The 25,527-nt window shown below is 38.5% G+C and carries 25 protein-coding genes; 5 read left to right on the top strand and 20 right to left on the bottom strand.

The annotated features are described in order from the left end of the window. Nucleotides 1–423 precede the first annotated feature (423 nt). Complete coding sequence (locus tag ACYT6F_RS12850; protein WP_472598066.1) at nt 424–1,146, top strand: AAA family ATPase; 723 nt, start codon at nt 424–426, stop codon at nt 1,144–1,146. Between the two features lie 27 nt (nt 1,147–1,173). On the opposite strand, the gene ACYT6F_RS12845 is transcribed toward ACYT6F_RS12850, so the two are convergent. Beyond that, nucleotides 1,174–1,539 (bottom strand): winged helix-turn-helix transcriptional regulator, encoded by a 366-nt coding sequence (locus ACYT6F_RS12845; RefSeq protein ID WP_472598065.1) that lies wholly within the window; start codon nt 1,537–1,539, stop codon nt 1,174–1,176. Between the two features lie 124 nt (nt 1,540–1,663). Here ACYT6F_RS12845 and ACYT6F_RS12840 point away from each other — a divergent pair, with 124 nt between their 5' ends. Further along, complete coding sequence (locus ACYT6F_RS12840; protein WP_472598064.1) at nt 1,664–2,458, top strand: SDR family oxidoreductase; 795 nt, start codon at nt 1,664–1,666, stop codon at nt 2,456–2,458. 130 nt (nt 2,459–2,588) lie between these two features. Beyond that, nucleotides 2,589–2,906: a nuclear transport factor 2 family protein gene (locus tag ACYT6F_RS12835; protein ID WP_472598063.1), complete on the top strand. Its 318-nt coding sequence runs from the start codon at nt 2,589–2,591 to the stop codon at nt 2,904–2,906. A 131-nt stretch (nt 2,907–3,037) separates the two neighbouring features. Here ACYT6F_RS12835 and ACYT6F_RS12830 read toward each other — a convergent pair whose 3' ends face one another. Beyond that, nucleotides 3,038–6,040, bottom strand: a complete 3,003-nt coding sequence (locus tag ACYT6F_RS12830; protein ID WP_472598062.1) for a LamG-like jellyroll fold domain-containing protein — start codon at nt 6,038–6,040, stop codon at nt 3,038–3,040. Between the two features lie 545 nt (nt 6,041–6,585). After that, nucleotides 6,586–9,444 carry an aminomethyl-transferring glycine dehydrogenase gene (gene gcvP, locus ACYT6F_RS12825; RefSeq protein ID WP_472598061.1) on the bottom strand — a complete coding sequence of 953 codons (2,859 nt, stop codon included), beginning with the start codon at nt 9,442–9,444 and terminating at the stop codon, nt 6,586–6,588. A 378-nt stretch (nt 9,445–9,822) separates the two neighbouring features. Here gcvP and ACYT6F_RS12820 point away from each other — a divergent pair, with 378 nt between their 5' ends. After that, on the top strand, nt 9,823–9,978 hold the full coding sequence (locus ACYT6F_RS12820) for a hypothetical protein (protein WP_472598060.1): 156 nt from the start codon (nt 9,823–9,825) through the stop codon (nt 9,976–9,978). Here the strand turns inward: ACYT6F_RS12820 and ACYT6F_RS12815 are convergent. The 17 genes from ACYT6F_RS12815 to ACYT6F_RS12735 all read right to left on the bottom strand — a co-directional run bounded on the left by ACYT6F_RS12815 (nt 9,975) and on the right by ACYT6F_RS12735 (nt 24,157). Next, on the bottom strand, nt 9,975–10,625 hold the full coding sequence (locus ACYT6F_RS12815) for a J domain-containing protein (RefSeq protein ID WP_472598059.1): 651 nt from the start codon (nt 10,623–10,625) through the stop codon (nt 9,975–9,977). The genes ACYT6F_RS12820 and ACYT6F_RS12815 overlap by 4 nt on opposite strands. Before the next feature lie 1,745 nt (nt 10,626–12,370). Continuing rightward, entirely contained in the window at nt 12,371–12,640 is a 270-nt protein-coding gene (locus tag ACYT6F_RS12810) for a hypothetical protein (RefSeq protein ID WP_472598058.1), read from the bottom strand. Between the two features lie 83 nt (nt 12,641–12,723). Beyond that, on the bottom strand, nt 12,724–13,065 hold the full coding sequence (locus ACYT6F_RS12805) for a hypothetical protein (RefSeq protein ID WP_472598057.1): 342 nt from the start codon (nt 13,063–13,065) through the stop codon (nt 12,724–12,726). Between the two features lie 13 nt (nt 13,066–13,078). Further along, nucleotides 13,079–13,633: an RNA polymerase sigma factor gene (locus ACYT6F_RS12800; protein WP_472598056.1), complete on the bottom strand. Its 555-nt coding sequence runs from the start codon at nt 13,631–13,633 to the stop codon at nt 13,079–13,081. Nucleotides 13,634–13,902: 269 nt separating this feature from the next. Beyond that, entirely contained in the window at nt 13,903–15,906 is a 2,004-nt protein-coding gene (locus tag ACYT6F_RS12795; RefSeq protein WP_472598055.1) for a S9 family peptidase, read from the bottom strand. Nucleotides 15,907–16,011: 105 nt separating this feature from the next. After that, nucleotides 16,012–16,470, bottom strand: coding sequence for a DoxX family protein (locus ACYT6F_RS12790; RefSeq protein ID WP_472598054.1), 459 nt, complete (start codon nt 16,468–16,470; stop codon nt 16,012–16,014). 13 nt (nt 16,471–16,483) lie between these two features. Continuing rightward, nucleotides 16,484–16,945 carry an SRPBCC family protein gene (locus ACYT6F_RS12785; RefSeq protein ID WP_472598053.1) on the bottom strand — a complete coding sequence of 154 codons (462 nt, stop codon included), beginning with the start codon at nt 16,943–16,945 and terminating at the stop codon, nt 16,484–16,486. A 237-nt stretch (nt 16,946–17,182) separates the two neighbouring features. After that, on the bottom strand, nt 17,183–17,611 hold the full coding sequence (locus ACYT6F_RS12780; RefSeq protein WP_472598052.1) for an SRPBCC family protein: 429 nt from the start codon (nt 17,609–17,611) through the stop codon (nt 17,183–17,185). A 35-nt stretch (nt 17,612–17,646) separates the two neighbouring features. After that, the gene (locus ACYT6F_RS12775) at nt 17,647–18,480 is read right to left on the bottom strand and encodes an SDR family oxidoreductase (RefSeq protein WP_472598051.1); all 834 of its coding nucleotides are present in this window, start codon (nt 18,478–18,480) and stop codon (nt 17,647–17,649) included. Between the two features lie 421 nt (nt 18,481–18,901). Next, nucleotides 18,902–19,768: a VOC family protein gene (locus ACYT6F_RS12770; RefSeq protein WP_472598050.1), complete on the bottom strand. Its 867-nt coding sequence runs from the start codon at nt 19,766–19,768 to the stop codon at nt 18,902–18,904. 201 nt (nt 19,769–19,969) lie between these two features. Then, a complete protein-coding gene (locus tag ACYT6F_RS12765; protein ID WP_472598048.1) occupies nt 19,970–20,233 on the bottom strand; it encodes a helix-hairpin-helix domain-containing protein in 264 nt (87 codons plus the stop codon). A gap of 16 nt (nt 20,234–20,249) precedes the next feature. Further along, the gene (locus ACYT6F_RS12760; RefSeq protein ID WP_472598047.1) at nt 20,250–20,663 is read right to left on the bottom strand and encodes an SRPBCC family protein; all 414 of its coding nucleotides are present in this window, start codon (nt 20,661–20,663) and stop codon (nt 20,250–20,252) included. Between the two features lie 63 nt (nt 20,664–20,726). Further along, nucleotides 20,727–21,158: a VOC family protein gene (locus ACYT6F_RS12755; protein WP_472598046.1), complete on the bottom strand. Its 432-nt coding sequence runs from the start codon at nt 21,156–21,158 to the stop codon at nt 20,727–20,729. A gap of 607 nt (nt 21,159–21,765) precedes the next feature. Continuing rightward, nucleotides 21,766–22,464: an alpha/beta fold hydrolase gene (locus tag ACYT6F_RS12750; protein ID WP_472598045.1), complete on the bottom strand. Its 699-nt coding sequence runs from the start codon at nt 22,462–22,464 to the stop codon at nt 21,766–21,768. A gap of 72 nt (nt 22,465–22,536) precedes the next feature. After that, complete coding sequence (locus ACYT6F_RS12745) at nt 22,537–23,061, bottom strand: DinB family protein (protein WP_472598044.1); 525 nt, start codon at nt 23,059–23,061, stop codon at nt 22,537–22,539. 24 nt (nt 23,062–23,085) lie between these two features. Beyond that, on the bottom strand, nt 23,086–23,490 hold the full coding sequence (locus tag ACYT6F_RS12740) for a VOC family protein (protein ID WP_472598043.1): 405 nt from the start codon (nt 23,488–23,490) through the stop codon (nt 23,086–23,088). A 76-nt stretch (nt 23,491–23,566) separates the two neighbouring features. Further along, nucleotides 23,567–24,157, bottom strand: coding sequence for a Crp/Fnr family transcriptional regulator (locus tag ACYT6F_RS12735; RefSeq protein ID WP_472598042.1), 591 nt, complete (start codon nt 24,155–24,157; stop codon nt 23,567–23,569). A gap of 256 nt (nt 24,158–24,413) precedes the next feature. Here ACYT6F_RS12735 and ACYT6F_RS12730 point away from each other — a divergent pair, with 256 nt between their 5' ends. Further along, nucleotides 24,414–25,328 carry a helix-turn-helix domain-containing protein gene (locus ACYT6F_RS12730; RefSeq protein ID WP_472598041.1) on the top strand — a complete coding sequence of 305 codons (915 nt, stop codon included), beginning with the start codon at nt 24,414–24,416 and terminating at the stop codon, nt 25,326–25,328. Nucleotides 25,329–25,527: the final 199 nt, after the last annotated feature.

Genomic DNA, 25,527 nt, shown 5'->3' with positions numbered 1-25,527 from the left:
ACTGATATACATCATGATTTTTATTTTCAGGTATCATTTTATTGTCGTAATATTGCAATATCAAATCAACAATAATTAATCAAATAATTAAAAATACAATAAAATGATAGCTTACATCGGAATCGCAACATGTTTAGTCGTTTTTTCTTCTTATTTCGCAACAGTTAAGAGAGAAGAAAGAAACTAATTTAAATTCTGCGGCTGCAAATAGCCTAAGAACTCACAAATGAATTATATTGTTTATGTTTTCAACCTTTAACGGTTGCCGCTCTTTTACTCACAGGAGTAAAAGGGCATCCAAAACATAAGATAATCCACACTAAGGACAATTTTTAATTTTTATAATAGCCGATAGAGTCGAACATGTATTTGTTCGGCTTTTTTGTTGAATAACCTTTATCTTTGCCGTTAAAATTTTGCCACATGAACCTCTACAACCTTATTATCCAGGATAAAGAAGAAATAATGCTTGACGATGTATTCCTCGACAGCCATAATAAGGATCAGATCGTGCAGCTTATTAAAGAAAATACCTATTCCCGGGAATTGCAGGAATACGGACTTCCTGTAAACAATAAAGTACTGCTGCAGGGAAGCTCCGGCTGCGGAAAAACCATGACGGCAAAAGCAGTGGCCCATGCATTGGGCAAAAACATTATTATCCTCAATTTAAGCAATATCGTTTCTTCTAGAATCGGGGAAACTTCACAGAATATAAAAATGATTTTTGATAAAGCAGCACGGGAGAGATCGGTACTTTTTCTCGATGAGCTCGACCAGATCGGAAAAGCCAGAGGCAGTGACGATAAAGATGTTGGCGAAATGAGAAGACTTGTGAATACATTAATCCAGTTGATTGATTATTATCCCGAAAATGCGCTGCTGATTTGTGCCACCAATCATCCGGAAATTATTGATACTGCGCTGATGAGACGATTTCAGCTTTCCGTTCATTATGAAATGCCTTCCGAAGAATATCTTGATCTTTTTTACGATAAAATCCTTTATAAATTCCCTCAGGATCTCAGGAATATCGAACGGAAGTACAGTATTTCTTTTGCAGAGGCGAAAGATCATGCTTTTACGGTGGTGAAAGGAAATCTGATCAGAAAGCTTGAAGGCGAAAATATTCTCTTAAAGCCTTGAGTCGCTTCTAGATGATAAATATTGTAACTATTCACCATTTTCAGATCTTTTCAGGATAAGATCCCTCAAGCGGTCTTCATGTTCATCACCCCAGTTTCCCAGTACAGCGATTACAGGAATAAGTGTTTTCCCGAAATCTGTCAGATAATATTCTACTTTCGGCGGAACCTGAGCATAGATTTTCCGGCAAACCAGCTCATGCTCTTCCAGTTCTTTCAGCTGAATATTGAGTACCCGGCGGGACGCATCGGGAATTTTCCGCTGCAGTTCACTGGGCCGCAGATAACCTTCATTGATGAACCAAAGCAAACGGATCTTCCATTTGCCGTAAAGCACCTCACCGATCAGATCGAGGCCGCAGTTTAAGTTCAGGGGAATTTTTCTTTCTCGCATATAACAAAATTAGCCTAATGCACCAAAACGTACAATAGGGGAAAAAATTTTCCCTATGCAATTCGGTTTTCCGTTATTGCAAGGACTGTAGATACTTCAGAAATTTGTACCAAAGAACAACAGTATGAACAATGCATTTAATTTTAATAATGAACTGAAAGGAAAAAAAGCCTTGGTAACAGGCGGTACTAAAGGAGCCGGAAAAGCCATTGCACAAAGACTTCTAGCTGCCGGAGCAACCGTGATCATCACGGCACGAAATCCACCCGAAGAACTTTATCCGGGAATGCATTTCATATCAGCAGACCTCAGCACTGCGAATGGTACTCAGCAGGTAATAGATGAAGTAATGGAAAAATTCGGGCAGCTTAATATCCTTGTCAATAATATGGGCGGTTCGGAGACTAAAGCCGGCGGCTTTTCAGTGCTCACGGATGAAGACTGGCTGGAAACCATTCAGACGAATCTTCTCTCTCCGTTACGATTAGACAGAGGTTTTCTTCCTCAAATGATCGAAAGAAAAAGCGGTGTCATTATTCATATCGCTTCCATACAGGCCAGGCTGCCGCTGCATGACAGCACCCTGCCCTATGCGGCTGCCAAAGCAGGTCTTTTAAATTACAGCAAAGGTCTCTCGAAAGAAGTTTCTCCGAAAGGTGTACGTGTCCTTACGGTTTCTCCGGGCTGGATCATGACAGAGTCTTCCACAAGAATGATGGAGCGGATTGCAGAAAGCAGCGGAATCAGTACTGCAGAAGCTACCCAGACTGTCATGGATGCATTAGGCGGAATTCCTTACGGAAAACCTGCGGAGCCTGAAGAGGTTGCCGAACTGGTGGGCTTCCTGGTTTCACCTCGTGCAAATTATCTTACCGGAACAGAATATGTGATCGACGGAGGAACGATACCTACTGTATGATGATTGATGATTGATGATTGATTGTTGATTGTTGATTGTTGATTGTTGATCGTTGATTTTAGGAACAGAAATCTCAATATCCACACTTTTTGTGTTAAAAATTAAAACAATAATATTAAAATAAAGCAAAATGAATTTACCAGACATCATCACAGAACTTGTAAAAACACAACAGAATTTTGACAGCCATGCCTTTGCCGATTGTTTCACCGAAACAGCGGTTGTAACAGACGAAGGCAACACCTACAACGGAAAATCAGAAATCGAAAATTGGATCGATAAAGCTAATAAGGAATTTAAAACAGTTATGAAACCGTTAGATTATAATGAAAAAGAAAATATCCTGTCAGCGGAAATCTCCGGAACATTTCCCGGAAGTCCGGCTATTTTGAAATATCATCTTGAATTAAAAGACGGATTAATCAACTCACTGAAGATCACGGTATAAAAATCAATCTTGTTCAGAATATTTCAATTCACACGAAGTAACTCTGAATTAATTGGCATCTAAGCAGAAATCCCTCTCATTACTGAAAGGGATTTCTTCTAATTAAATATGAATGAACTAAGTATGTTCCGTTACTGAACAATAATTTTAAAATTACTGTTCAAATTCTCGCCGGAAACATTGAGAATATAATTTCCTGACATCTTTCTGCCTGCCATATTCAAATTAAAAATTCCGTTTCCATTGGCATTAATTTTTTCTTTAACGATGATCTTTCCTGTCATATCGATAACCGTCGCCGTAAGGGTGGATTTTTTATATTCCGGAAGTTTTATGGAGACCTGATCTTTTACGGGATTCGGATAAACCGCTCCCATGTTCTTACTGATGCTGAATTCATCATTACTCAATACTCCCTGGTTGTATAACGAATAAACTTCTGCGGGCGTTAATGCATAGTTGTACATTTTAAGCTCGTCAAATGCTCCTTTGTACGGAGCAGATGCATTGGCTGTTGCCTGAAATTCAAGTTCCCCGATATTTCCAATGATAAAATCACTGGCTTCGCCAATTCCTGTAACAGCGGTTTCATCCCCTTCAGCACTTAAAACACCATTGGTATAAATTCTCATTTTATGGGTAATGATATCTCTTTGGATCACGACATGTACCCAGTTATTCGTAAAATAATTGGCAATGGGTGATGTGATTTCTTTTTTCGTCACATTATCGTCAATTGCATACCTTAGCTGGCCTCCTTTTATTTCTACGTTAAAACGTTTGCCTGTGGCTCCGGTTGTCGCATTAGCCGTGATAGAACCTTTGCATAAAACGTAAAGGCTTGTAGATGAAGATGACGGTATCATGCTTGCCGGCGCTTTCATCCAGAAAGAAACCGTAAAGGAACTGGTATCGAATAAAATCTGATCCTGGTGCGGAATACTTGCGATATACATATTATTCGGTGAGGTTGCCAGATCAAGCGCATTATTTTCTTTTCCGGGAACCCTTACACTGGCATTGTCGTAGCTGATGTTTAAAATACCATGATTTGCAAAAGAAGTTACGTCTGCGATCTGAGCACCGGCGGAAGGAGCTTCTGAAAACGGCCAGCTACCAACTAATGTCTGCGTTAATGCCCGAAAAGTCCATAGATCTCCCGTTACAGTTCCCAACGCATTAGCAGCATCAACTCTCCAGTAATAATTGGTCGCCGGATTCAGGTTATTTAGCTGATAAGACGGTGAAGTACTGTAAGGTACAGTCCCCACATTGCTCAAATTTGCCGGATCAGTTCCGAAATAAACCGAATATGTTTCGGTATTTGCACTTCCGTTCCATTTTAACAATAAATTTCCGCTGCTTAGTTCTGCACTGTTATTTCCATTTGCAGGAACCGGGCTGACCGCTTTTGTCGGCGGAGAAGGAATCGGTGGCGTGGTTACGGAAGCATTTGAAGTATAAACGGAAGACTGTGAAGCATTTATTGCTTTGACTCTATAGTAATATTGGGTATTTGGTGTTAAACCGGTCTCATTATAAGTTGTAGTATTGGCACCTATCGTTGCAATCGCAGTAAAATTTGTTCCGTTATCTGAACGTTCCAAAACATAACCGGTTTCGTTGGTCGCATTATCATTCCAGTTGACGGTTAAAGAGCTCGCAGCAGGATTTCCCGTTGTAGTCACTGCATTTGTAAAATTCAGATTGGTTGGTGGAATAATAAAATCCGGTGGTGCCGTATTGGGCAGACCATTAATATACACTTCAATATTCAGGTACGGAGCATTACTGGCACTTACCGCAAGAGCATCAAAAACATTTTTATCGGTCCCGTTGGCATCTTCCCACGCATCAGGCATCCCGTCATTATCTGTGTCTACAGGAGCCGGAGCGCCATACACATGTCCTGCTCCTCCATTGGTAAAGCCAAATTGATTGGCTAAATCTGTCTGTACATACACATAAGTTGCGGTTGTTCCTTTAGACTGTAAATCTGAGATCATTAAATTATCGACCTGGTCACGTCTCGGATATGAAGCGCCTGCTCCTGAAACAATTTTATCGAATGCAGCCTGAGCGCTTAACGCCGGGTTTTTCATTGGATAATCGTAGGGAGCAGAAAGAATTGCTGCGGGATCTCCGACCGGGTAACCTGTCAAATCCTGCGGAACCAAAGAGCCATCCAGTACACCGTTTCTGTTGTTATCAAAATAATTCCCGGAGCCATAAAGGTTGAAGTTGGCATTTCCCACACTGAAGGGTGTAGAAACCGTAGTGCTGGTATTAGGTCCGCCAATAAAATAATTGTTGATAATATTTGCAAAAGAGCTTCCCGCCGAATCACCGCCCATAATGTAGGCTTCTCCCGATTGGGTATGTCCATAGGTATTTCCATAGTTTCCCCAGTTGTACACCACATTGTTTACAAACTCATTGATCCCTTTTATTTTATTATTACGTGTTTTGTTACAGATATATAAATTCCCGATCAGACTTATCTTACCGCCTGGCGGGGGCTGCATAAGACCGCCGGCAGAGTGATTGTGACGGTGCATGCCCTGCCCGATAATGGAATTCTGAATGGTTATATTATCGGGAGCTGTACCGTTATTATCCCAGTTCACCGAGAAAACTTCATCGGTACCCCAGGTGAAAGTCATGTGATCCAAAATAATATTGGCTCCGTTGGCAATTCCCGAGGCATCCTGGTTTTGTGAGGTGCCTCCGTAACGGATTCTCAAATATCTCGCAATCGTGTTATTGGCTCCTGTAAACGAAACTCTCGGTCCTAAAAAGACAATTCCTTCTCCCGGCGCGGTTTGTCCGGCAATCGTTGTATTGGCCGCTACGGCAACTACGGACTGTAAATTCACAATGCCTCCCACTTTAAATATGACAAATCTTCCCGGCTGGCTCACCGCATCACGGAACGAACCCGGACCGCTGTCGTTTAAGTTGGTAACTAAATAAATCTGGGGATTGGCAGCGCCTCTGGCTCCTGTTGTAAATCTTCCAAAACCGGTAGCTTCGGGAAAAGCCAGTGTCTGGGCATTCAAATCAAGTGTGGAAAATGTTAATCCGCAAAACAGCAAAGCCGTAAGTGTACGTTTAGATAGTAGTGGTTTTATCATATGATTAATTTTGTGTTAACTAATCTAAACACAAACGTAAACACAGGCATCCTGTTGCGTCCTGTCTTAATAATCAATTCATTAGAACAGCTTCAACGAGAAAAAATAAAATATTTTAACCCTTTTTTTATTGTTAAACTTATTCAAAAAAATCCCTCTCATTACTGAAAGGGATTAATTATATCTAAAAAATTTTAATTGTATATAAGTTTCCATCGACTTGCAAGTACAAATTAAATCTGTCATCGGAAGCTTACGCGGAAACAAGCATTACGACAGATCGTCCAATTGTATTGTTAATTTCTTCAAGGGTTTAGAACAGGCAATCAACCATTTCGATGAAGCGATCAGGTATTTCAAAGAGCCGATCAACCACTTAGAATAGGCGGTCAAGCACTTCGAATGAACAATCAACCGTTTAGAAGAGGCAATCAAGTACTTAGAAGAGGCAATCAAGTACAATTTACTACATTTCAATGGTTTATAGCGTTTATAAAAAATCCCTCTCACTGCTGAAAGGGATTAATTATATCTAAAAAGTTTAATTACATATAGGCTTCAATAGGCTCACAAGTACAAACTAAGTTTCTGTCTCCGTATGCTTCGTCTACTCTTGAAACGGTAGCAAAGAATTTGTGGTCTCTCACCCATTCTAACGGATAGGCTGCTTTTTCTCTGCTGTACGGTTTATCCCATGAATCAGAGATCACCATCTGCTCGGTGTGAGGCGCATTTTTCAACACGTTGTTTGTAGCATCAGCTTCACCGTTTGCGATCTCATCGATCTCATGTTTGATAGCAATTAATGCTTCTGCAAAACGATCGATTTCAGCTTTGCTTTCAGATTCTGTAGGCTCAATCATTAATGTACCTGCCACAGGGAAAGAAACAGTCGGAGCGTGGAATCCGTAGTCCATTAGTCTTTTCGCAACATCAGCTACTTCAATTCCTAAGGATTTGAACTGTCTGAAATCTACAATACATTCGTGGGCTACTCTTCCGTTTTCGTTGGAATATAAAATTGGGAAGTGCTCGGCTAAAATTTCTTTTAAATAGTTAGCATTTAAAATAGCATGCTCTGTTGCTTTTTTCAATCCGGAAGTTCCTAACATTTTGATGTAAGCATAAGAAATATTCAGAATTAATCCTGAACCGTAAGGTGCCGCTGAAATACCGTCGATCGATTCTTTAGAACCGATTTTAATATTTGCGTTGGAAGGCAAGAAAGGTACTAAATGTTTCGCTACACAGATCGGACCAACTCCAGGGCCTCCTCCACCGTGAGGAATGGCAAAAGTTTTATGTAAGTTTAAGTGACAAACATCTGCGCCGATATTCCCCGGACTTGTGTATCCTACCTGAGCGTTCATGTTGGCTCCGTCCATATACACCTGTCCGCCGTGCTCATGAATCAAAGAAGTAATTTCTTTAATGTTGGCATCGAAGAATCCGTAAGTTGACGGATATGTGATCATTACACAGGAAAGGTTTTCAGAATGCTGCTCTGCTTTTGCTTTCAGGTCTTCAAAATCAATTTCTCCGTTTTCAAGATTTTTTACCACAACGATCTTCATTCCTGCCATTGCAGCGGAAGCTGGGTTTGTACCGTGCGCCGACTGCGGGATCAACACTACATTTCTGTGACCTTCACCTCTTGAGATGTGATATTCTCTGATGACCATTAAACCGGCATATTCTCCCTGGGCTCCTGAGTTCGGCTGTAAAGAAGTGCCTGCAAATCCTGTGATTTCAGCTAAATCTTTTTCCAGTTCGCGGATCATTTCCTGATACCCTGCTGCCTGGTTTACCGGTACGAATGGATGAACTGCGCCCCAGTTTTCCCATGAAAGCGGCAGCATCTGTGTTGCTGCGTTAAGCTTCATCGTACAAGATCCCAAAGAAATCATAGAGTGCGTCAATGATAAATCTTTTCTTTCCAGACGCTTGATGTAACGCATCAATTCTGTTTCCGTATGGTATTTGTTGAATACTTCTTCCGTAAGAATTTCGTCTTTTCTCAAATTCTCTTCCGGAATGCTGTATCCTTCTTTTATTTCTAATTTGAATGTCTGCTTGTCTTTAAACTGAGCAAAAGAAGCCATCAGATAATTTAGTTTTTCCAATGTCGTGCTTTCGTTGATGGCAATACTTACCACACCTTCAGTGAAATAATTCAGGTTCAGCTTGTGATCAAGCATCATCATCATCAGCCTTCCTTTCTCCTCTTCATTGATGTTGATTTTTACCGTATCAAAAATCGGTTCTTCAACAATTTCATATCCTAACGCTTTAAGTCCGTTTTTAAGAGCATTTGCTTTAAAATGAATCTGATCTGCGATATAATTCAATCCTTTAGGACCGTGGTAAACGGCGTACATTCCTGCCATTACTGCCAGAAGAACCTGGGCTGTACAGATGTTTGATGTTGCTCTTTCTCTTTTAATATGCTGCTCTCTGGTCTGCAGGGCCATTCTAAGCGCCCGTTTTCCGTAAGCATCCTGAGAAACTCCAATGATTCTTCCCGGAATATCTCTTTTGTAATCTTCCTTACAAGAGAAAAATGCCGCATGAGGCCCACCGTAACCCAACGGAATACCGAATCTCTGTGTTGTACCTACTGCACAGTCGGCACCCATTGATGCAGGAGATTTTAGCTTAACCAAAGCCATCGGATCACAGGCAACTACTACCTGTAGATCTGATTTTTTATATTCAGCGATGTTTTGGGTATAATCTAAAACGATTCCGTTTTTCCCCGGATACTGCAATAACACACCGAAGTAAGAACCGTCGAATTCATGAGAAGCATGATCTCCTTCAACTATCTCGATTTCAAGGCCTTGTGCTTTTGTTTTTAAAACAGAAACCGTCTGCGGTAAAACAAGATCGGAAACGAAGAATTTATTTGCTCCCGCCTTTTTCTGATCTTTTGTTCTGTTGTTGAAGAACATGTGCATTGCTTCTGCTGCTGCCGTAGACTCATCCAATAATGATGCATTGGCCAAAGCAAATCCTGTAAGATCGCATACAACAGTCTGGAAATTAAGAAGAGCCTCTAGCCTTCCCTGTGCAATTTCTGCCTGGTAAGGGGTATAGGCTGTGTACCAGCTCGGATTTTCAAAGATATTTCTCTGAATAGCCGAAGGCAGCAAGGTATTGTGATATCCAAAACCGATATAGCTGGTATAATCCGTATTCTTCGATGCCAGCTCTTTCGAATGATTCAGCATTTCGTACTCTGAAAGCGGTTTTGAAATGTCAAGATCTTTCTCTAAGCGGATAGAAGAAGGAATGGTTTGAGAGATGAGCTCTTCAACACTTGAAACGCCGATCTTTTCCAGCATTGCCTGTCTATCGGCTTCATTCATGGAAATGTGGCGGCTCACAAACTGTTCTGTATTCATTTTTATTTATTAGATTTTGTTTGTAAAAAGATTCGTAAAATTACGGTTTTTTAGAAAATTGTACAAGTAAATTGAAATCACACTAAAATCGACAATGTATTCTATGTTATTCAGGATTAACAGGTTTTTATTATCATTTTAAACGTAAAATCAGGTAAAATTATTTTTAATATAAATCTCATAATATTTTCATTTTTCAAAATACTACAAAATTTCTAGTAAAAACATTTAATAATAAAGAAATTCAAGCTTTTACAATACTATAATATGTCATTACATTAGGGAAGATTATTTACATTCTAATTATTTAAAATTCAACCTAATAAAATTCATGTAATTTTACTATCTGTATTTATTCTAAATTAATATATTTGCATCATGAATATGATTGTCCCTTTTAAAGTACCGCCTTTAGCGCCTGTGTATTCTGCCAATCCTGAAGAAATGTTTTGTGGCGATAAGAAATCCTGCTGCAAGAAATTCAAGAAAGGAAAACGGTGCAAGAAGTGTCCCGGAAGAAAGAAAATGGCTTAATTTCCGAAGCTTTTTATTAAAAAATAGAGGGCCAGGATAAGTAAACCAACAGCCACAATCATTTTCATGATTTTTGGCTGACCGTGCGGATTTGCAGCTGTTCTTGGCTGTGATCTGAAGAATTCTTCCGCTTTTTCTCTGAATTGATCCGTCTCGGTTTCAAAAACCTCGGTTATGGTGATTCCCTGTACTGCCGTTTTGTGCAGCAATGAATTGGTAGCATGCAGCAAAATCTGAAATTTACCGTCTTTAAATTCTGTTATTTTAAATATTCTTTCCCCGTAAGCTTTTTCCAGTCCGAAAGGCAAGACTTTCACCACATCTGCATTCTGTGTCTGCCACGTCACGATAATCTCCTCCCCTTTTTTTGCGTGGATTTTATTGGCTGAAAATGTCTTTATGGATGGCGGAACCGTATACCGAAAGCTTTTCTGCTGGCTTTCTAAGTTCTGATCGTAAGAATATCTCCTGCTTTTATCGCTCAACGTTTCATAAGCTTCCTGTATTTCCCTGAATCGGTCTGCAAAGAAATCATCATTTTGGTTTTTGTCGGGGTGATATTTTAAAGAAAGTTTCCGATAGGCTTTTTTGATGTCTTCTTCTGAAGCATCATTCGGAATCCCGAGAAAATAATAGTAATCTTTCATTGAGCTATACAAAAGTAAGGAATTTGTTATTGCGGGCAAAGCAAGAGAATTTATTTTAACGCAAAGACGCGAAGATTTGCTGTAATGATTGAGGATATTTTCGTTCGCAAAGGCATCTACTCAGCGAAGGGTGAACACTTTATTTTTTGCCTTAAGTTTGTCATGCCGGAAGCATTTCAACAAGCATTTTAAACGCGAAGTACACGAAGATTTTTTTAAATGCCTGAGAATATCGTTTCGTTCGCAAAGGCGTTTCACTCAGCAAAGTTCGTAAATAGACTAATGAAATTAAATGCAGAGTTTTATTTATCCCGCGGATTTCACAGATTACGCAGATTTTTTTTAAATGGTTTAATTTAATCTAATGTTGTCATGCTGGAAGCATCTCAACAAGCATTTTAACGCGAAGTACACGAAGATTTTTTTAAATGCCTGAGAATATCGTTTCGTTCGCAAAGGCGTTTCACTCAGCAAAGTTCGTAAATAGACTAATGAAATTAAATGCAGAGTTTTATTTATCCCGCGGATTTCACAGATTACGCAGATTTTTTTATAAAAGTTTTAATTCAATCTAAGGTTGTCATGCTGGAAGCATCTCAACAAGCATTTTAAACGCGAAGTACACGAAGATTTTTTTAAATGCCTGAGAATATCGTTTCGTTCGCAAAGGCGTTTCACTCAGCAAAGTTCGTAAATAGACTAATGAAATTAAATGCAGAGTTTTATTTATCCCGCGGATTTCACAGATTACGAAGATTTTTTTTAAATGGTTTAATTTAATCTAATGTTGTCATGCTGGAAGCATCTCAACAAGCATTTTAAACGCGAAGTACACGAAGATTTTTTTAAATGCCTGAGAATATCGTTTCGTTCGCAAAGGCGTTTCACTCAGCAAAGTTCGTAAATAGACTAATGAAATTAAATGCAGAGTTTTATTTATCCCGCAGATTTCACAGATTACGCAGATTTTTTTTTTAATGGTTTAATTTAATCTAATGTTGTCATGCTGGAAGCATCTCAACAAGCATTTTAAACGCGAAGTACACGAAGTTTTTTTTAAATGCCTGAGAATATCGTTTCGTTCGCAAAGGCGTTTCACTCAGCAAAGTTCGTAAATAGACTAATGAAATTAAATGCAGAGTTTTATTTATCCCGCAGATTTCACAGATTACGCAGATTTTTTTTTAAATGGTTTAATTTAATCTAATGTTGTCATGCTGGAAGCATCTCAACAAGCATTTTAAACGCGAAGTACACGAAGTTTTTTTTAAATGCCTGAGAATATCGTTTCGTTCGCAAAGGCGTTTCACTCAGCAAATGCTGAATGCGTTAGTTATTATGCTTTCAATATGGCAACTATTGTCGACATTTCTAAATATTGAAAGGAACGACTGCAACCCTAGCCCAGATTGAAGCAATTGTCTGAGCTCATTTTGTATTGGTTTCGGGGCGGCGGCGGAGCCGCCGCCCCGAAACCAATACAAAATAGCGAGTGCGGAAAGCTGGAAAAAGCTTCAAATAAAAATATAAACCGCTTTTCGATGTAATCAAATTGCTTCTAAAAAAAATATAAATATGATTCGGCGAAGTCAAAGGGATCCTTGAGAGCTGCAAAATAGTAATATTAAATCGATGTCATTTGAGATTGCTTCTTCTCTGTTCATTGCAATAGCTATAAAAAATTCCGGCTCGGGAAGCTTCGCTTCCCGAGCCGGAATAAACAATTTCAATTTAGTTACTTTCTATTATGCTTCCGCAATATTTTCTTTCTTTTCAAATCGATGGTGGCATCTTGAAGCGAACTCTTTTCTGAACTTCCCTTTCATTTCCTGATATTGTTCATCACTCATTTCCCTGATTTTATCGGCCAGTCCGAAAGGTGATTTTTCCTTGATTCCGTATTCCTCAAAAATACCTTTTACAAATCTTTTTCTTTGGGCTGCTTTTTTAACGATCATGGCAACACCTGCAATAGCTAATGCTCCAAGAGCTCCTTTTAATACTGAATTTTTCACTTTCTTAAATTTTAAATTTTACTACTTCTTTTTTATAAAGACGAATCGTATTGAACTTTACTTTACTACTTCTTAAATTTCAATTATTCGTTTGTTTTTTTATTTCTTCCGAAAAAACCGCTTTCACATCTGTTTTTCCAGACTTCCTTAAATTTTTCCCTTTCTTCTGGTGAAAGGTGCATCATTTTCTGTCTCATTTTTCTTTCCTTGAAATCCCGCATTCCTTTGCCGAAATGAAAACCTCCGAAAAGAATCTTACTTAAGACGAGAATTCCCATGGCCTGCCAGTAAGTAATCGATTTCACTCCCAGAATTTCGGGAAGAAGATGATTCCAAAGGGCCATCACGATCCAAGTCACTCCTAAAAAAATCAGCGGCGGACATAGTATCAAAAAAATCCAGCCTTTTTTATGTTTATGATTCATATTTTTCTTTTTACTAACTATTTAAATCTTCGTATAACCTTCTCAACCTATTTCTTAAGTGCTTTACCGCGTAATTTTTTCGGCTGATAATGGTTTTGATATTTTCGCCGTGTTCATCGGCTATTTCTTGAAGGGTTTTGTCGTTGAGCTCATTTTCCACATAGACGATTCTCTGTTTTTCGGGCAGTTCTTCCAGTGCTTCAAATAATTTTTTCCAGATTTCATCCTGAAACATTTTCACTTCCGGACCGGCACTTTCATCCATCAGGAGGATATCTTTAATGGAAAAGTCACCGTCTTCATCTTCATACACAAAATCTTCAAGATTTTCCGTTTTTTTCTTACGGTACTTATCGGTGATTTTATTGGCAGTTACCCGGTACAGCCACCCGCCTACGTTTACAATTTCGGAAAGATTGGTAAGGCTGCTGAACTGATACCACACCTCCTGCAGAATATCTTCCGCATCTTCCGCATTTTTCACTTTAGGACGAATATAAGACATCAGCTTTCCTCCGTACTTTGAAACGGTTTGCGAGATGATATTATCCTTCTCCTTCTGTGGCATTGTTATTTTTTCGACAACCTCCATATTGCTATGACGGTTGAAATTTTTGTTTTACTTTAATAAATTTAAAATATTTTTCGGAAAGTCTGGATTTTCTTTTATTAATCGTGTTTAGCCCCTCCCTAAATCCCTCTCCTTTGGAGAGGGACTTTTTAAGAGGATGACTTTTCTATCAGTAATCGAAATCTATCGTAATACTATTTATCATTAAAACAAAAACGGAAAGCCTTGAGAACTTTCCGTAGTTTAATTATAAAAATGTATTGGATTTACTGATTAAAATTTTTAGCAAAGAAACCCATCATGGTTTTGTAAAATTCGATACGGTTGGGTTCTTTTCCGAACCCGTGGCCCTCATCATATTTTACCATATACGGAACTTCAAAGCCTTTAGCTCTTAGACCTTTTACAATCTGATCAGATTCATTGATGTTTACTCTCGGGTCATTCGCTCCCTGAACTACAAACAAAGGTTTTTTAATTTTATCAATCTGGAAAACCGGGGAAACTTCTTTGGCAATTTTAGCTTCTTCAGGATTGTCAAGATCATACCAGATCTGCTTCACCATTTCTTTGTACGGCTTCCAGTATTCCGGGAAGGAATCGAAAAAAGTGAAGATATTTGATACCCCGACATAATCAACTCCGCAGGAATACAAATCCGGCGTTTTAATCAATCCCATTAAAGTAGCGTATCCGCCGTGGCTTCCGCCGTAAATAGCGACTTTACTTTTATCAACCCAGCCTTGCTCGATAACATATTTTACACCGTCTTCCACATCATCCATTGCTTTTCTTCCGATCTGTTTGTAACCGGACTGCTGGAATTCTTTCCCGTATCCTCCTGAAATTCTGAAGTTTACCTGTAATGTCGCATATCCTCTGCTGGCAAACAACTGTGTTTCCGGATTAAACCCCCAATCGTCACGAATCCCCTGTGGACCGCCATGAGGATTAACAATCAAAGGGACTTTCTTGCCCTGCAATGCTTCTTTGGGCAGTGTGATATAACCTCGAATGGTTAATCCGTCCCTGCTTTTAAATTCAATCGGGCGCATTTCCGCCATATCTTCTTCTTTCAGCTGAGGCATGAGATCAAAAAGAAGTTTGACGGTTTTTGATTTTGTATCATATTCGTAATACTTCCCGTATACTTTATCGCTGTCTACAACTATTAAAAGTTTTTCATCCTTGTCATCGGAAGAAACAACATAGAATTGTTTGTCGCCGAATTCTGAAGCAAGTTTATCGTGAACTTCCTTATAAAATTTACTTACGGGAATCGTTACATTTTTAATCCCGTTATAGCTGATTTCGTCAAGCTCATAATTTCTGTTTTTTCCCGCAAGACCGATGGAACTGACATCAAAATCAGGATGGGAATAAACTTCTTTAATCACTGCGTCTTTCTTTAAATCGTACAGGACAATTCTTGATTTGTCACCATCAAGATTGGTAACAACGTACGCTTCATCCTTATTTTTGGAATTTTCGTTAAAACTTGCGATGTAGAACGTATTTTTCCAGTCTGTAGATTTCAGCAGATTGAATTTCCCGGTCTGGAGGTCTTTGTAATACAGTTTTGAGGTCAGGCCGTTTTCAAGAACAACATATCCGCGCAGGTTTCCGTCTTTATCAAAAATATAATCGTCAATCGGGCTTTTAACGTCTTTGTTTTCGTACAACTGCGTGATTTCACCAGTATTAAAGTTAATTTTATACGGCTCAAAAATCTGCTTGTTGTTTTTGTTCATCGTCACCACTACAAACGGCGTGTCTTTAATAAGCCTTACGGTTCCTAAGGTAATTCCTTCAAAAGGGGTAAGATCCTTTAAGTTTTTACCATCAATATCTGCGGCATATAGATGCAGATTTTCGTTTCCACCACGGTCCTGTGTGTAAAACAGTCGTTTTTTGTCCAGCCAGCCATAGCTTCTGATCAGATCGTCCTTTTCTTCCAGTGCTTTGGTAACTTTTCCTGTTTTCAGGTCTTTTACATAGACATGGTTTTTACTGTCTTTGTCTTTTTCCTTATAAGAAAGATACTGGCCGTCCGGCGAAATTTTAAATTGTGAAGCTTTCGGCCTTGCAAAGTAATCCTCCACTTTATATTTGAAGTTTCCTTTGTCATAAGAAATAAGCTGGTCGAACGTTGCTTTTGTAGAAACCAGGGAAGGGTCTCCCGGCAGTTTGGCAGTGTTGGTCTGTGCATTCATCATTAAGGCGGTTATTACCACTTGTGATATCCCGAAAATTTTAGCAGTGATATTCATATTTTCATGGTTTGGTTAAATGTATGTATAATAATAAGACGTCTAAGCCTGAAGAATTGTTACATCCGGACCATGAAATATTTTATCAAATTATTATCCGTCAAATTAATTAAGATAAATCCCGAAATACCAGGTCCAGGCTATCAGAATTATCTGCATCGGAATTCTTTCTTTATACAGGTAATCCATTCCCGGGCCGGTAAAATCTGCCTTAAAAATATTGATATTCTTCTTTGATGAATTGATATTGGCAATAAACACCAATACGTAAAAGATAATCAGTAAGACAGCAGTCAGCTCACGGATGGAAGGAATCATAAGACCAATTCCCGCGGCAATCTCTATAACTCCGGTAAAATACACCCAAAATAGTTTGGCAGGTATAAATTCCGGGATCATCATTGCCATTCCTTTTTGAAATTTAAAATGCGAAAGCCCTGTAAATATAATAAAGACAGCCATTCCCAGGTTTCCGGAAAATACAAAGTTCCAGTCACCCTGAAATATTTTCGTTCCTGCCAAAGCAAGAACGAAGGTTACAAACAGAATTGTTAATAGTTTCATGTTCTATATTTGTTCAGACTGGCAAGGTACTATTTTCCGCGAGATTCTTTACAATTTCCAGGCCTTGTGTAAAACCTTTATTCATATGATCTTCCCAGTCTTTTTCAGCCAGAACTTCAGCATGGAGCTTGGTTCTTCCTTCATAATCGATCAGTATATATTTTTCGAAGCAACCACTCCACTGCTTTACCTGCATACTTTCGGTATCTTCATTTCCGTTCTTGTCGACCATTCCGAGATGTTTAAAAATAATCTGATCTGGCTCCTCCAGGCTATCAATCGTTGAAACCATTCCTTCACCTTCTGTATTCAAAAAGTAGGTTTTTCCGCCCACTTTCCAATCGGATTTCATCACTGAAGCAGAAGCGGGATTAAAAAATTTCGTCCATTCACGATATGTTTTCTCATTCCACAATATGTCCCATACCTTTTGTTTGGGCGCGTTTATAACGATTTCATAAGATAATGTTTCCATAGCTGAAATTTTATTTATTAAACTTGTTTAAAATAACTTTAGAATTAACCGCAAAAGGTACAAAAGATAATATTAAAGCGAATTTCCAAAATAATCAAAGTGTTCAAAAGAACAAAATCAAAGATTTTTAAAAACTATTGTGAACTTTTTCGTTTATAATTATCAACTTTAAATAAAAGTTTAGTTCATCTTTTGTGACTTTTGCGGTTAAATAAAAAGTTTAAACAGACTTATTATTTAGAGCTGATTTTCAGAGAGATGTTTCACATTGGATAATGCATTCGGAAATTTTTCTTCAAAGAAAGACCTGAACTCTTCCGAAGTTGCAATTTCCACGTGTAAATGAGTCATATTTTCATTTTCAGTGAGTACGTATTTTTCCGTAGCTTCTCCCCAGTCCCGGGGTGTTTCTACTCCTTCATAAATCTCTCCTAAATGTAGAAGGGTTATTTCCTGGCTGGGAATAAGATTTGTAATTTTGCTGTACATTCCGTTATTTTTTCCATCAAGAAATTTGATGACACTTCCTTCTTCCAGATTTCCCTGATAAAAAGAACCTTCCGTAAAAGCCGATGTCCACTGTCTGAATGAAAAATCATCCCAAAGGACACTCCATACTTTTATTGCTTCCGCATTGATCTGAATATCAAAATGTAATTTTTCCATAAAACTGTATAAAATAGCTGTTGTTTTGTGTCATATTATCCTCCTACGTAATCTCCTCCATTGATATGGATAATTTCACCCGTAATGAAACTGGAATCTTTTGATGCCAAGAACACGTAAGCCGGAGCAACCTCCGACGGTTGTCCCGCTCTTTTCATCGGGTTATCTTTTCCGAAATCAGAGACATCATCAAAGGTTTCCTTTACCAGCGGCGTCCAGATCGGTCCCGGCGCAACGCCGTTCACCAGAATATTTTTCTCTGCAATATTGGTCGCGAGTGAGCGTATAAAGGTTGCGATAGCTCCTTTTGTTGACGAATAATCTATGAGGTGATCGCTTCCTCTGTAAGCTGTGACAGACGTTGTGCAGATAATCCGTGATCCGCTTTTCATTAACTCCAGACAATCTCTGGTAAATGAGATCATTGAGATGATATTGGTGTTGAAAGTTTCGTAAATCTGCTCATCAGTAATGCTTTCCAGATCATCTTTTGGGAACTGAATTCCGGCGTTATTAACCAGTATGTCTAAAGATTCCCATTCTTTTTTAATTTTCTGAATGCATTCTTTCTGAAAATCCTTCTTTGAAATATCACCTTTCAGCAAGAGACAGGTTTTACCTTCTTTCTCCACCAGCTTTTTCGTTTCTTCCGCATCGTCATCGCTTTCTTTATAGATAATGGCCACATCGGCTCCTTCACGTGCAAAATGTACGGCAACAGCCTGCCCTATCCCGCTGTCTCCTCCTGAAATCATGGCTTTTTTATTCAACAGCTTATCGCTTCCTCTGTAATCATCGCGGATGATTTCCGGCAAAATTCCGTCTTCAGGTACTTGTGATTTAGATTGTGACTTGTTGTGTGTTTTCATATCATATTTTTCTTTACAGCATCAAACAGCAAGCCGAAGCCGAAAATAGGGTATCTAATAATATGGATTACATTTTAATTTTTAGTTTTCAGATTATGTAATGAATTATTTTTAAACATTAAGAAATTAAGTTTATTAAAAGTAAAATTGATTATTTAAAATAATCAGAGCAGTTCTTTAATCCTAATTTACTAATAAACCTGTTTAAACTTATTTCAGAATAACCACAAAAGGTACAAAAGATAATGTTAAAGAGAATAATCAAAGTGCTCAAAAGAATAAAAATCAAAGATTTTTAAAAACTATTGTGAACTTTTTCGTTTGTAATTATCAACTTTAAATAAAAGTTTAGTATATCTTTTGTGACTTTTGCGGTTAAATAAAAGTTTAAACAGAATTAATATTAAAATTCAAAATTAATTTAAGAATGATAAGCTTTTTCCAGATCTTCTATAATGATTTTCTGCATTCTCATCATGGCCTGCACTACTTTTTGAGCTTTTGCCTGATCAGAATCGCTCATCAGCTCTATCAGTTTTTTAGGAACAATCTGCCAGCTGAAGCCGAACTTATCTTTTAGCCATCCGCACATGCTTTCCCTTCCTCCGTCTGCGGTCAGGCTGTCCCAGTAATGATCGGTCTGCGCCTGATCTTCGGTCATGACCACCATCGAAATGGCTTCATTAAAATCAAACTGATGATCGTAAGAACTGTCCATACAGAAAAAACTATAATCATCGATCACAAAATGGCCATGCTGAACATTTTCGCGCGGTTCCGAAGCAGGATGTCCCTCGCTTCCGTCTCCGTATCTCAAAATATTACCGATTTTAGAATTGGGAAAGGTTGAAGTATATAATTCCATAGCCTGCATTGCTTTGCCATTGTTTTCATGCATGAACATCAGCGTAGGAATTATTTTTTGTGATTCCTGTTTATCTCCGAGGAATATTTGCCAGGTAACATCATATTGATCTTTAAGCCATCCGTATTTTTTGCTCCATGAATAGGAATCCAGCGGCATTAAAGCCATACCGCCTTCCATCAGCTGATCCCAGTACCGCTGCACTTCATCTTCGGTTTCACAGATCACCATGAAAGAAACCGCAGCGTTTTTTTTGAATTGTGGACCGCCGTTCAGGAGCATCATTTTTTGTCCGAAAAGTTCGATATTCATGACTACAGGTGTGTCGGCGGTAATTTTTCCGTCGAATATTTTACAGTAAAATTCGGCAGATGCTTTGGCATCTTCGTCGTACCAAAGACAGGGAAATATATTGTCGTTCATTGTTTTGATTTAATAGGAAATTAATCTGTTAAAATATAAGTTTATGATCATTAATCATTTTACGTTTTTATTATCGCAAGGTCAGACAAAGTTTTTGCAATACGATAATCTTTAAGATAAACAAAGGCATTTCATTTAATTACGTAAAACGAAAAATGTTATTTGATTGTTTAGTAAAAATTAAGTTTAAGTATACAAAAATTAACTTTGATTATTTTTAAAATACATATCATTTTTCATCATGTGGATTTTTAATTTCTCCATTGCATTTTTACCAAAGCCATGCATCTGCAGGATTTCTTTTTCAGAATATTCCGAAAGTTTTTCCAGGGAATCTATCTTTTCTTTTTCCAGGGATCTTCTGGCCGGCCCAGGAATGATGCCGATCAGGAAATTCCCCCGTTCAGCATGGCTTACGGCGCAGATCGAGTTCAGGCATTTTGCCATTATTACCAGATTGATCATGGAAGGAAAGTTTTATTTAATGATTCTCAACATATTTATGAAAGTTATTCAGGATCGCATACCAGCCATCCCGCTGCATTTCAACAGGATTTTGCTTTTCAGGATCGAATATCTCGGTAACTTTTGTCGTGTTTTCATCAACTGTATCGAAGATTACTTTTACTTTTCTTTGATCTTCGGTGTGATAAGTGATACTTTTTTCAGGAATAATTTCATCGTAAATTCCGACAAAATCGAATCCGAAGCTCCCATCCCTGGCCTGCATTCTTGTGGTAAACTTTCCTCCTTCTTTTAAGTCGACTTCAGCAGAAGGGCATTCCCAGGTATCGCTGGCAAAATTCCATTGGGTAATGTGTTCCGGTTCATTAAAGTATTTCCATACTTTATTAACGGGTGCCAGAATCGTAATATCAATCTTTATAGGTTCCATATTATTCTATATTTGGTGTTTTGAAAGGATCGTTTCCGCTTCCTTTACGAGATTAAAGATAATCTATTTTACGTATTCTTCGTTATAATTTATCATCCAATGGATACCATATCTATCCTGAAAGCTTCCGAAATAGTCTCCCCAGAACTGATCTTCCAGAGGCATTTCGATATTGCCGCCTTCAGAAAGCCCCCTGAAAAGTCTTTCCGCTTCTTCTCTGGATTCCGGGAAAATAGAAACATAATTGCTGTTTCCGATTGTCAGGGTCTGCCCGAATCCCGGAACGATATCTGAAGCCATCAAAAGATCGTTACCGATTGGCAGCGCAATATGCATTACCCTGTTTTTTTCTTCGTCCGATAAATTTTCGGTTCCGGGAGCATTTCCCATTCTGTAAATTTCTCCGAGAAATTCTCCTCCGAAAACGGATCTGTAAAAGTTGAAAGCTTCTTCGGCTTTCCCGTCGAAGTTTAAATAAGAATTTAATTTAGCCATGATTTTTTATTTTAATGTTTATTTTTTAACGCAAGGACCGCAAAGATTTTTTACTAGTATACTTTTTTAAGTTCGCAAGGGCGTTCTACTCAGCAAAAGGTTACGATTTAATGACAATTATTTTTAAAAAATTTAATCTTAGTAAAGGTTAATTGTTTCAGAAGTAAAGAAAATAATTGCTTTTTTTTAACGCTAAAACCGCAAAGATTTTTTTACTACTATACTTTTTTAAGTTCGCAAGGGCGTTCTACTCAGCAAAAGGATAAGAGTTACATGAACAATTTTTCTAAGAATTTAATTGGCCTTGATTTAAGTATTTTTTTATTTAATGTTTATTTTTTTTAACGCAAAGACCGCAAAAGATTTTTTTACTACTATACTTTTTAAGTTCGCAAGGGCGTTCTACTCAGCAAGGATGAGAGTGACGTGAACAATCGTTTCTAAGAATTTAATTTAGCCATGATTTTTTATTTTAATTTTTATTTTTTTAACGCAAAGACCGCAAAGATTTTTTTAACTACTATATTTTTTTTAAGTTCGCAAGGGCGATCTACTCAGCAAAGAGAGTTAGAGTTAGATTTACATGAGCTATTGATTTTGAAAAATTTTAATTATTTAAAAACTTTTCTGCTTCGCTTACGGTAAAGTCGATAAGTTTTTCATCGGTGTTGCCATTGAAATCGGCCATCATATAAGAACCATGCGTTGCGGGAAGAATCATGAGCTGCGAGTTTTTTACCAGCCGCCACATTTCCGCTGTATGTTCCGGTTTTATCACATCTTTATCGCCTGAAATAAATAAGGTTGGAGATGATATGTTTTTTAAAATATTTTGGTCCCAGTCTTCGAAAGCCTGCATTCTTTTGCTGTCTTTATCGAACATGTTTTCAAGGGCAGAAGAATCAGGATTCAGGTTTAAAAAATTGATTTTAAGCGGTTCTGGCATTGAATCGAGAGTAGCACTGTTCATGCTTTCAAAGAAACCATCCATCATTCCGTCTCTTTTGTAGAATGCGGAAGCAACGATCAATTTATCCACGACTTCAGGATAGAGATGAGCGACCTGCATTACCGTATTTCCGCCATTGCTGAATCCCCACAATGAAGCTTTTTCAATGTTAATATTTTTCAGAAGTGCAGCAATATCGTGTGCATCCTGTTCAAAAGTTTCGGGAATATCGCGATGACCGGATCTCCCGTGATTCTGAAGATCGATGCCGATAAGCTGAAACTTATTTTCAAGCCTTGCAATAACTTCTTTGTAATCGAACAGAATGGAACCGCCGCCGCCATGAATCAAAACCAAAGGTTCTCCGGAACCGTAGATTTCGTCTTAATTCCGTTAATTTCCTGGTAGCCTTTTTCAACCGGATTCATTTTAATATTTTAAATTTTTATCAAATTCATATTTTAAGCCTTCATACCCGAGAATTCTCCGCATCAGTCCGATTTGTCCGCACAGGTAATCTTCCCGGCCGATGCACATTCCTATGAAATTCAGAACCGTTTCCGGGAAAAAGTCGATATTCATTCCCATGGGAAAGGCTTTGTCTAATTCTTCGTCTGAAGCTGCCAGTAATTTCTGATATACCAGAGGTGAAATTTTATGGAAGGCGTATTTTAGCTGTTCTAAAGAAGGGTACGCAAAACTTTCGTCCAGACTTTTTCCCTGAAAGAAAAGTTCTTTAAATTCAAATTCCTCCTGAATTCCGAGCACCGATCCTAAAGCATATCTCATGTCTAAAAAGTTTCCGGCCATCCAGATGATGTGATTGGTTTTGCCATCTATTCTTTTCAGGGCGTCCTGCCCGGAAATCCCATCCAGTACCATCAGGAAATTCTGGCTGTGACCGCGGAATGCAGGAATAATAATGTCCAATTTTTTTGATGTTGGCGTGTCCATAATTTTCTTTTTGAGGATTTGTAATTAGGATGGAATCTGGGAAGGATCTGCAAAGATGACGTTCCAGCCGTGGCCGTTGATATCCCAAAAGGAATTCTGGTACATCCATCCATGATCCTGTGGTTCTTCGTGCTGTGTTGCTCCGTTGGCGACAGCCGCATTCACAACCTGGTCTACTTCTTCACGGCTGTCTAATCCGATGGCGACCAATACCTGGGTCGTATCACCTTTCGGAACGGGTCTTTCGGAGAAAGTTTTAAAAAATTCTTCGGTCAGGAACATAATAGCGATGGTATCATTCATCATAATACAGACTGCTCTTTCATCGGAAATCTGCTCGTTGACAGAAAATCCGAGATTCGTCCAGAATTTTTTTGTTTCCTGAATATCTTTTACGGGAAGATTGACATAGATCTGATTGATTTTCATAGTGTGACTGTATTGGTTTAACCTGTAACCAAAATTATCAACTTGCTGTGAAAATCAACTTGCCATAAGGCAAGATTTACAGTTTCCCGGGATGTGAAACCAGTTCTTTACGGATACGGCTTAAAGAAGTATCTGTAACGCCGAGATAGGAAGCGATCTGTTTAAGCGGCGCGAATTGTATAACATAAGGCTTCTGCTCCAGAAGATTGAGGTAACGTCTGGTGGCTGAGAGGGTAAACATTTCCACGGAACGCTGCTTACAGATGAAAAGCTGCCGGGACATCCATGCCCTTCCCCACTCCCTGAGATTCGGGATTTTATGAAAAAGCTCCTGAAAGGTTTCAAAATCAAATTTCCAGCATTCGCAGTCGGTAATGCAGACAATATTTTCCTGGGTGGGAATTCTCTGGAAAAGGGAGGAAACTTCAATAATAATTTCGTTCTCAACAAAGAAATTGGTGGTAACGTCGTTGCCGTTAAAGTCCGTGACAAATGATCGGGCAAGACCTTTTTCCAGAATATAATATTCATTGGCTGTTTTGCCTTCTTCCAGGATGAAATCTCCTTTATGGAAGGTTATTTTCTCATGGGCACTAAATATTTCCTGAAGTTCTTCCGGTAAGAAAAACGGGAAATCATAGCATATTTCAAGAGCCTTGCTGGTCATCAGGTAACTGTTTTTTGTGTTTTTAAAAATAGAATTTTTACGGGAACCGGTGAAGAGAAATTTTTAGATTTTGAAAGATGACTTGAATGAAGATTGATTAATGATAATTGATAGTTGATAGTTGATGGTTGATGGTTGATGGTTGATGGTTAAAAAATAATCCATTCAATGATTATTGTTGAAAAATTTCATTATATTTTCAATTATGGTAAATAACTGATGCTCAATGATTCAAAATAATTAATAATTTAGCGGTATGAAACAGACTTTCAGATTTAATTCGATTTCAGATTTTCATGCGTTTTGTAATCTTCCGAATCCGGAACATCCGCTGATCAGCCTTATTGATTACAGCAAAATACAGTATCCGGTGAACGATACGGAGCTGAAATGGATTCAGAATTTTTATTCGGTTGGACTGAAACGGAATATCAATGCGAAGTTCAACTACGGACAGCAGGAATACGATTTTGATTCGGGCGTGCTGTGCTTTGTTTCCCCGCTCCAGTTCCTGAGCCTTGAAATGAAACCTGATGTCGTGGTGGAACCCACGGGATATTTACTGCTCATTCATCCCGATTTTCTGTGGGGAACTTCGCTGATCAAAAAAATCAAGTCGTACGAGTTTTTCAGCTACCAGATCAATGAAGCATTGTTTTTGTCTGACAAGGAGGAGAAGGTGATTGTTGAGCTTTTCAGGAATATTGAAAAGGAATACCAGAATAATACCGATAAATTCACCCAGGAACTGATTGTCGCCCAGCTCGAACTGTTTCTCATCTACGCCGAGCGTTTCTATGAACGGCAGTTTTTTACCCGCAAAAAATCCAGCCACGAACTGCTTGAGAAATTTGAAGAAGTGCTTTCGCAGTATTTCAGCAGCGGAAATCTTCTGGAAAAAGGGATTCCTTCGGTAAAATCCATCGCCGAACAACTGAATATTTCCCCGAATTACCTGAGCAGCCTGTTGCGAATTCATACGCAGCAAAACACGCAGCAACACATTCAGAATAAGCTGATCGATCACGCCAAAGAACGTCTGAGCACAACCAATTTGTCCGTGAGCGAAATTGCATATGAGCTGGGTTTTGAGCATCCGCAGTCGTTCAGTAAACTGTTTAAGCAGAAGGTGAATCAGTCGCCGGGGGAATTCAGGAGGGCGTTTAATTGAGAATACTTACTGCTTCTATCAGGTAACGGTTTATTATAGCTTCATTCACGTAGTCTTTATTCCGGCCGGGTTGTATTAAAAGATATAATGGCATTCATCACCCATTCTTTACAGCTCTGAAGCTTTATTTTAGAACGAAAGATGTTCCGAATACAGATGTATTCAGGTTCCGGATAGGTATTTATGCATTTAAGATATA

The sequence above is a fragment of the Chryseobacterium sp. NG-CE01 genome (genome assembly GCF_055695505.1).
The sequence above is the reverse complement of the archived record's forward strand: the minus strand, read 5'-3'. Positions and strand labels throughout refer to the sequence as shown.

Bases quoted from the DNA above. Each gene is read 5' to 3' on its own strand.
- ACYT6F_RS12850 (WP_472598066.1), top strand. From the start codon at position 424: ATGAACCTCTACAACCTTATTATCCAGGATAAAGAAGAAATAATGCTT.
- ACYT6F_RS12845 (WP_472598065.1), bottom strand. From the start codon at position 1,539: ATGCGAGAAAGAAAAATTCCCCTGAACTTAAACTGCGGCCTCGATCTG.
- ACYT6F_RS12840 (WP_472598064.1), top strand. From the start codon at position 1,664: ATGAACAATGCATTTAATTTTAATAATGAACTGAAAGGAAAAAAAGCC.
- ACYT6F_RS12835 (WP_472598063.1), top strand. From the start codon at position 2,589: ATGAATTTACCAGACATCATCACAGAACTTGTAAAAACACAACAGAAT.
- ACYT6F_RS12830 (WP_472598062.1), bottom strand. From the start codon at position 6,040: ATGATAAAACCACTACTATCTAAACGTACACTTACGGCTTTGCTGTTT.
- gcvP (WP_472598061.1), bottom strand. From the start codon at position 9,444: ATGAATACAGAACAGTTTGTGAGCCGCCACATTTCCATGAATGAAGCC.
- ACYT6F_RS12820 (WP_472598060.1), top strand. From the start codon at position 9,823: ATGAATATGATTGTCCCTTTTAAAGTACCGCCTTTAGCGCCTGTGTAT.
- ACYT6F_RS12815 (WP_472598059.1), bottom strand. From the start codon at position 10,625: ATGAAAGATTACTATTATTTTCTCGGGATTCCGAATGATGCTTCAGAA.
- ACYT6F_RS12805 (WP_472598057.1), bottom strand. From the start codon at position 13,065: ATGAATCATAAACATAAAAAAGGCTGGATTTTTTTGATACTATGTCCG.
- ACYT6F_RS12800 (WP_472598056.1), bottom strand. From the start codon at position 13,633: ATGCCACAGAAGGAGAAGGATAATATCATCTCGCAAACCGTTTCAAAG.
- ACYT6F_RS12795 (WP_472598055.1), bottom strand. From the start codon at position 15,906: ATGAATATCACTGCTAAAATTTTCGGGATATCACAAGTGGTAATAACC.
- ACYT6F_RS12790 (WP_472598054.1), bottom strand. From the start codon at position 16,470: ATGAAACTATTAACAATTCTGTTTGTAACCTTCGTTCTTGCTTTGGCA.
- ACYT6F_RS12785 (WP_472598053.1), bottom strand. From the start codon at position 16,945: ATGGAAACATTATCTTATGAAATCGTTATAAACGCGCCCAAACAAAAG.
- ACYT6F_RS12780 (WP_472598052.1), bottom strand. From the start codon at position 17,611: ATGGAAAAATTACATTTTGATATTCAGATCAATGCGGAAGCAATAAAA.
- ACYT6F_RS12775 (WP_472598051.1), bottom strand. From the start codon at position 18,480: ATGAAAACACACAACAAGTCACAATCTAAATCACAAGTACCTGAAGAC.
- ACYT6F_RS12770 (WP_472598050.1), bottom strand. From the start codon at position 19,768: ATGAACGACAATATATTTCCCTGTCTTTGGTACGACGAAGATGCCAAA.
- ACYT6F_RS12765 (WP_472598048.1), bottom strand. From the start codon at position 20,233: ATGATCAATCTGGTAATAATGGCAAAATGCCTGAACTCGATCTGCGCC.
- ACYT6F_RS12760 (WP_472598047.1), bottom strand. From the start codon at position 20,663: ATGGAACCTATAAAGATTGATATTACGATTCTGGCACCCGTTAATAAA.
- ACYT6F_RS12755 (WP_472598046.1), bottom strand. From the start codon at position 21,158: ATGGCTAAATTAAATTCTTATTTAAACTTCGACGGGAAAGCCGAAGAA.
- ACYT6F_RS12745 (WP_472598044.1), bottom strand. From the start codon at position 23,061: ATGGACACGCCAACATCAAAAAAATTGGACATTATTATTCCTGCATTC.
- ACYT6F_RS12740 (WP_472598043.1), bottom strand. From the start codon at position 23,490: ATGAAAATCAATCAGATCTATGTCAATCTTCCCGTAAAAGATATTCAG.
- ACYT6F_RS12735 (WP_472598042.1), bottom strand. From the start codon at position 24,157: ATGACCAGCAAGGCTCTTGAAATATGCTATGATTTCCCGTTTTTCTTA.
- ACYT6F_RS12730 (WP_472598041.1), top strand. From the start codon at position 24,414: ATGAAACAGACTTTCAGATTTAATTCGATTTCAGATTTTCATGCGTTT.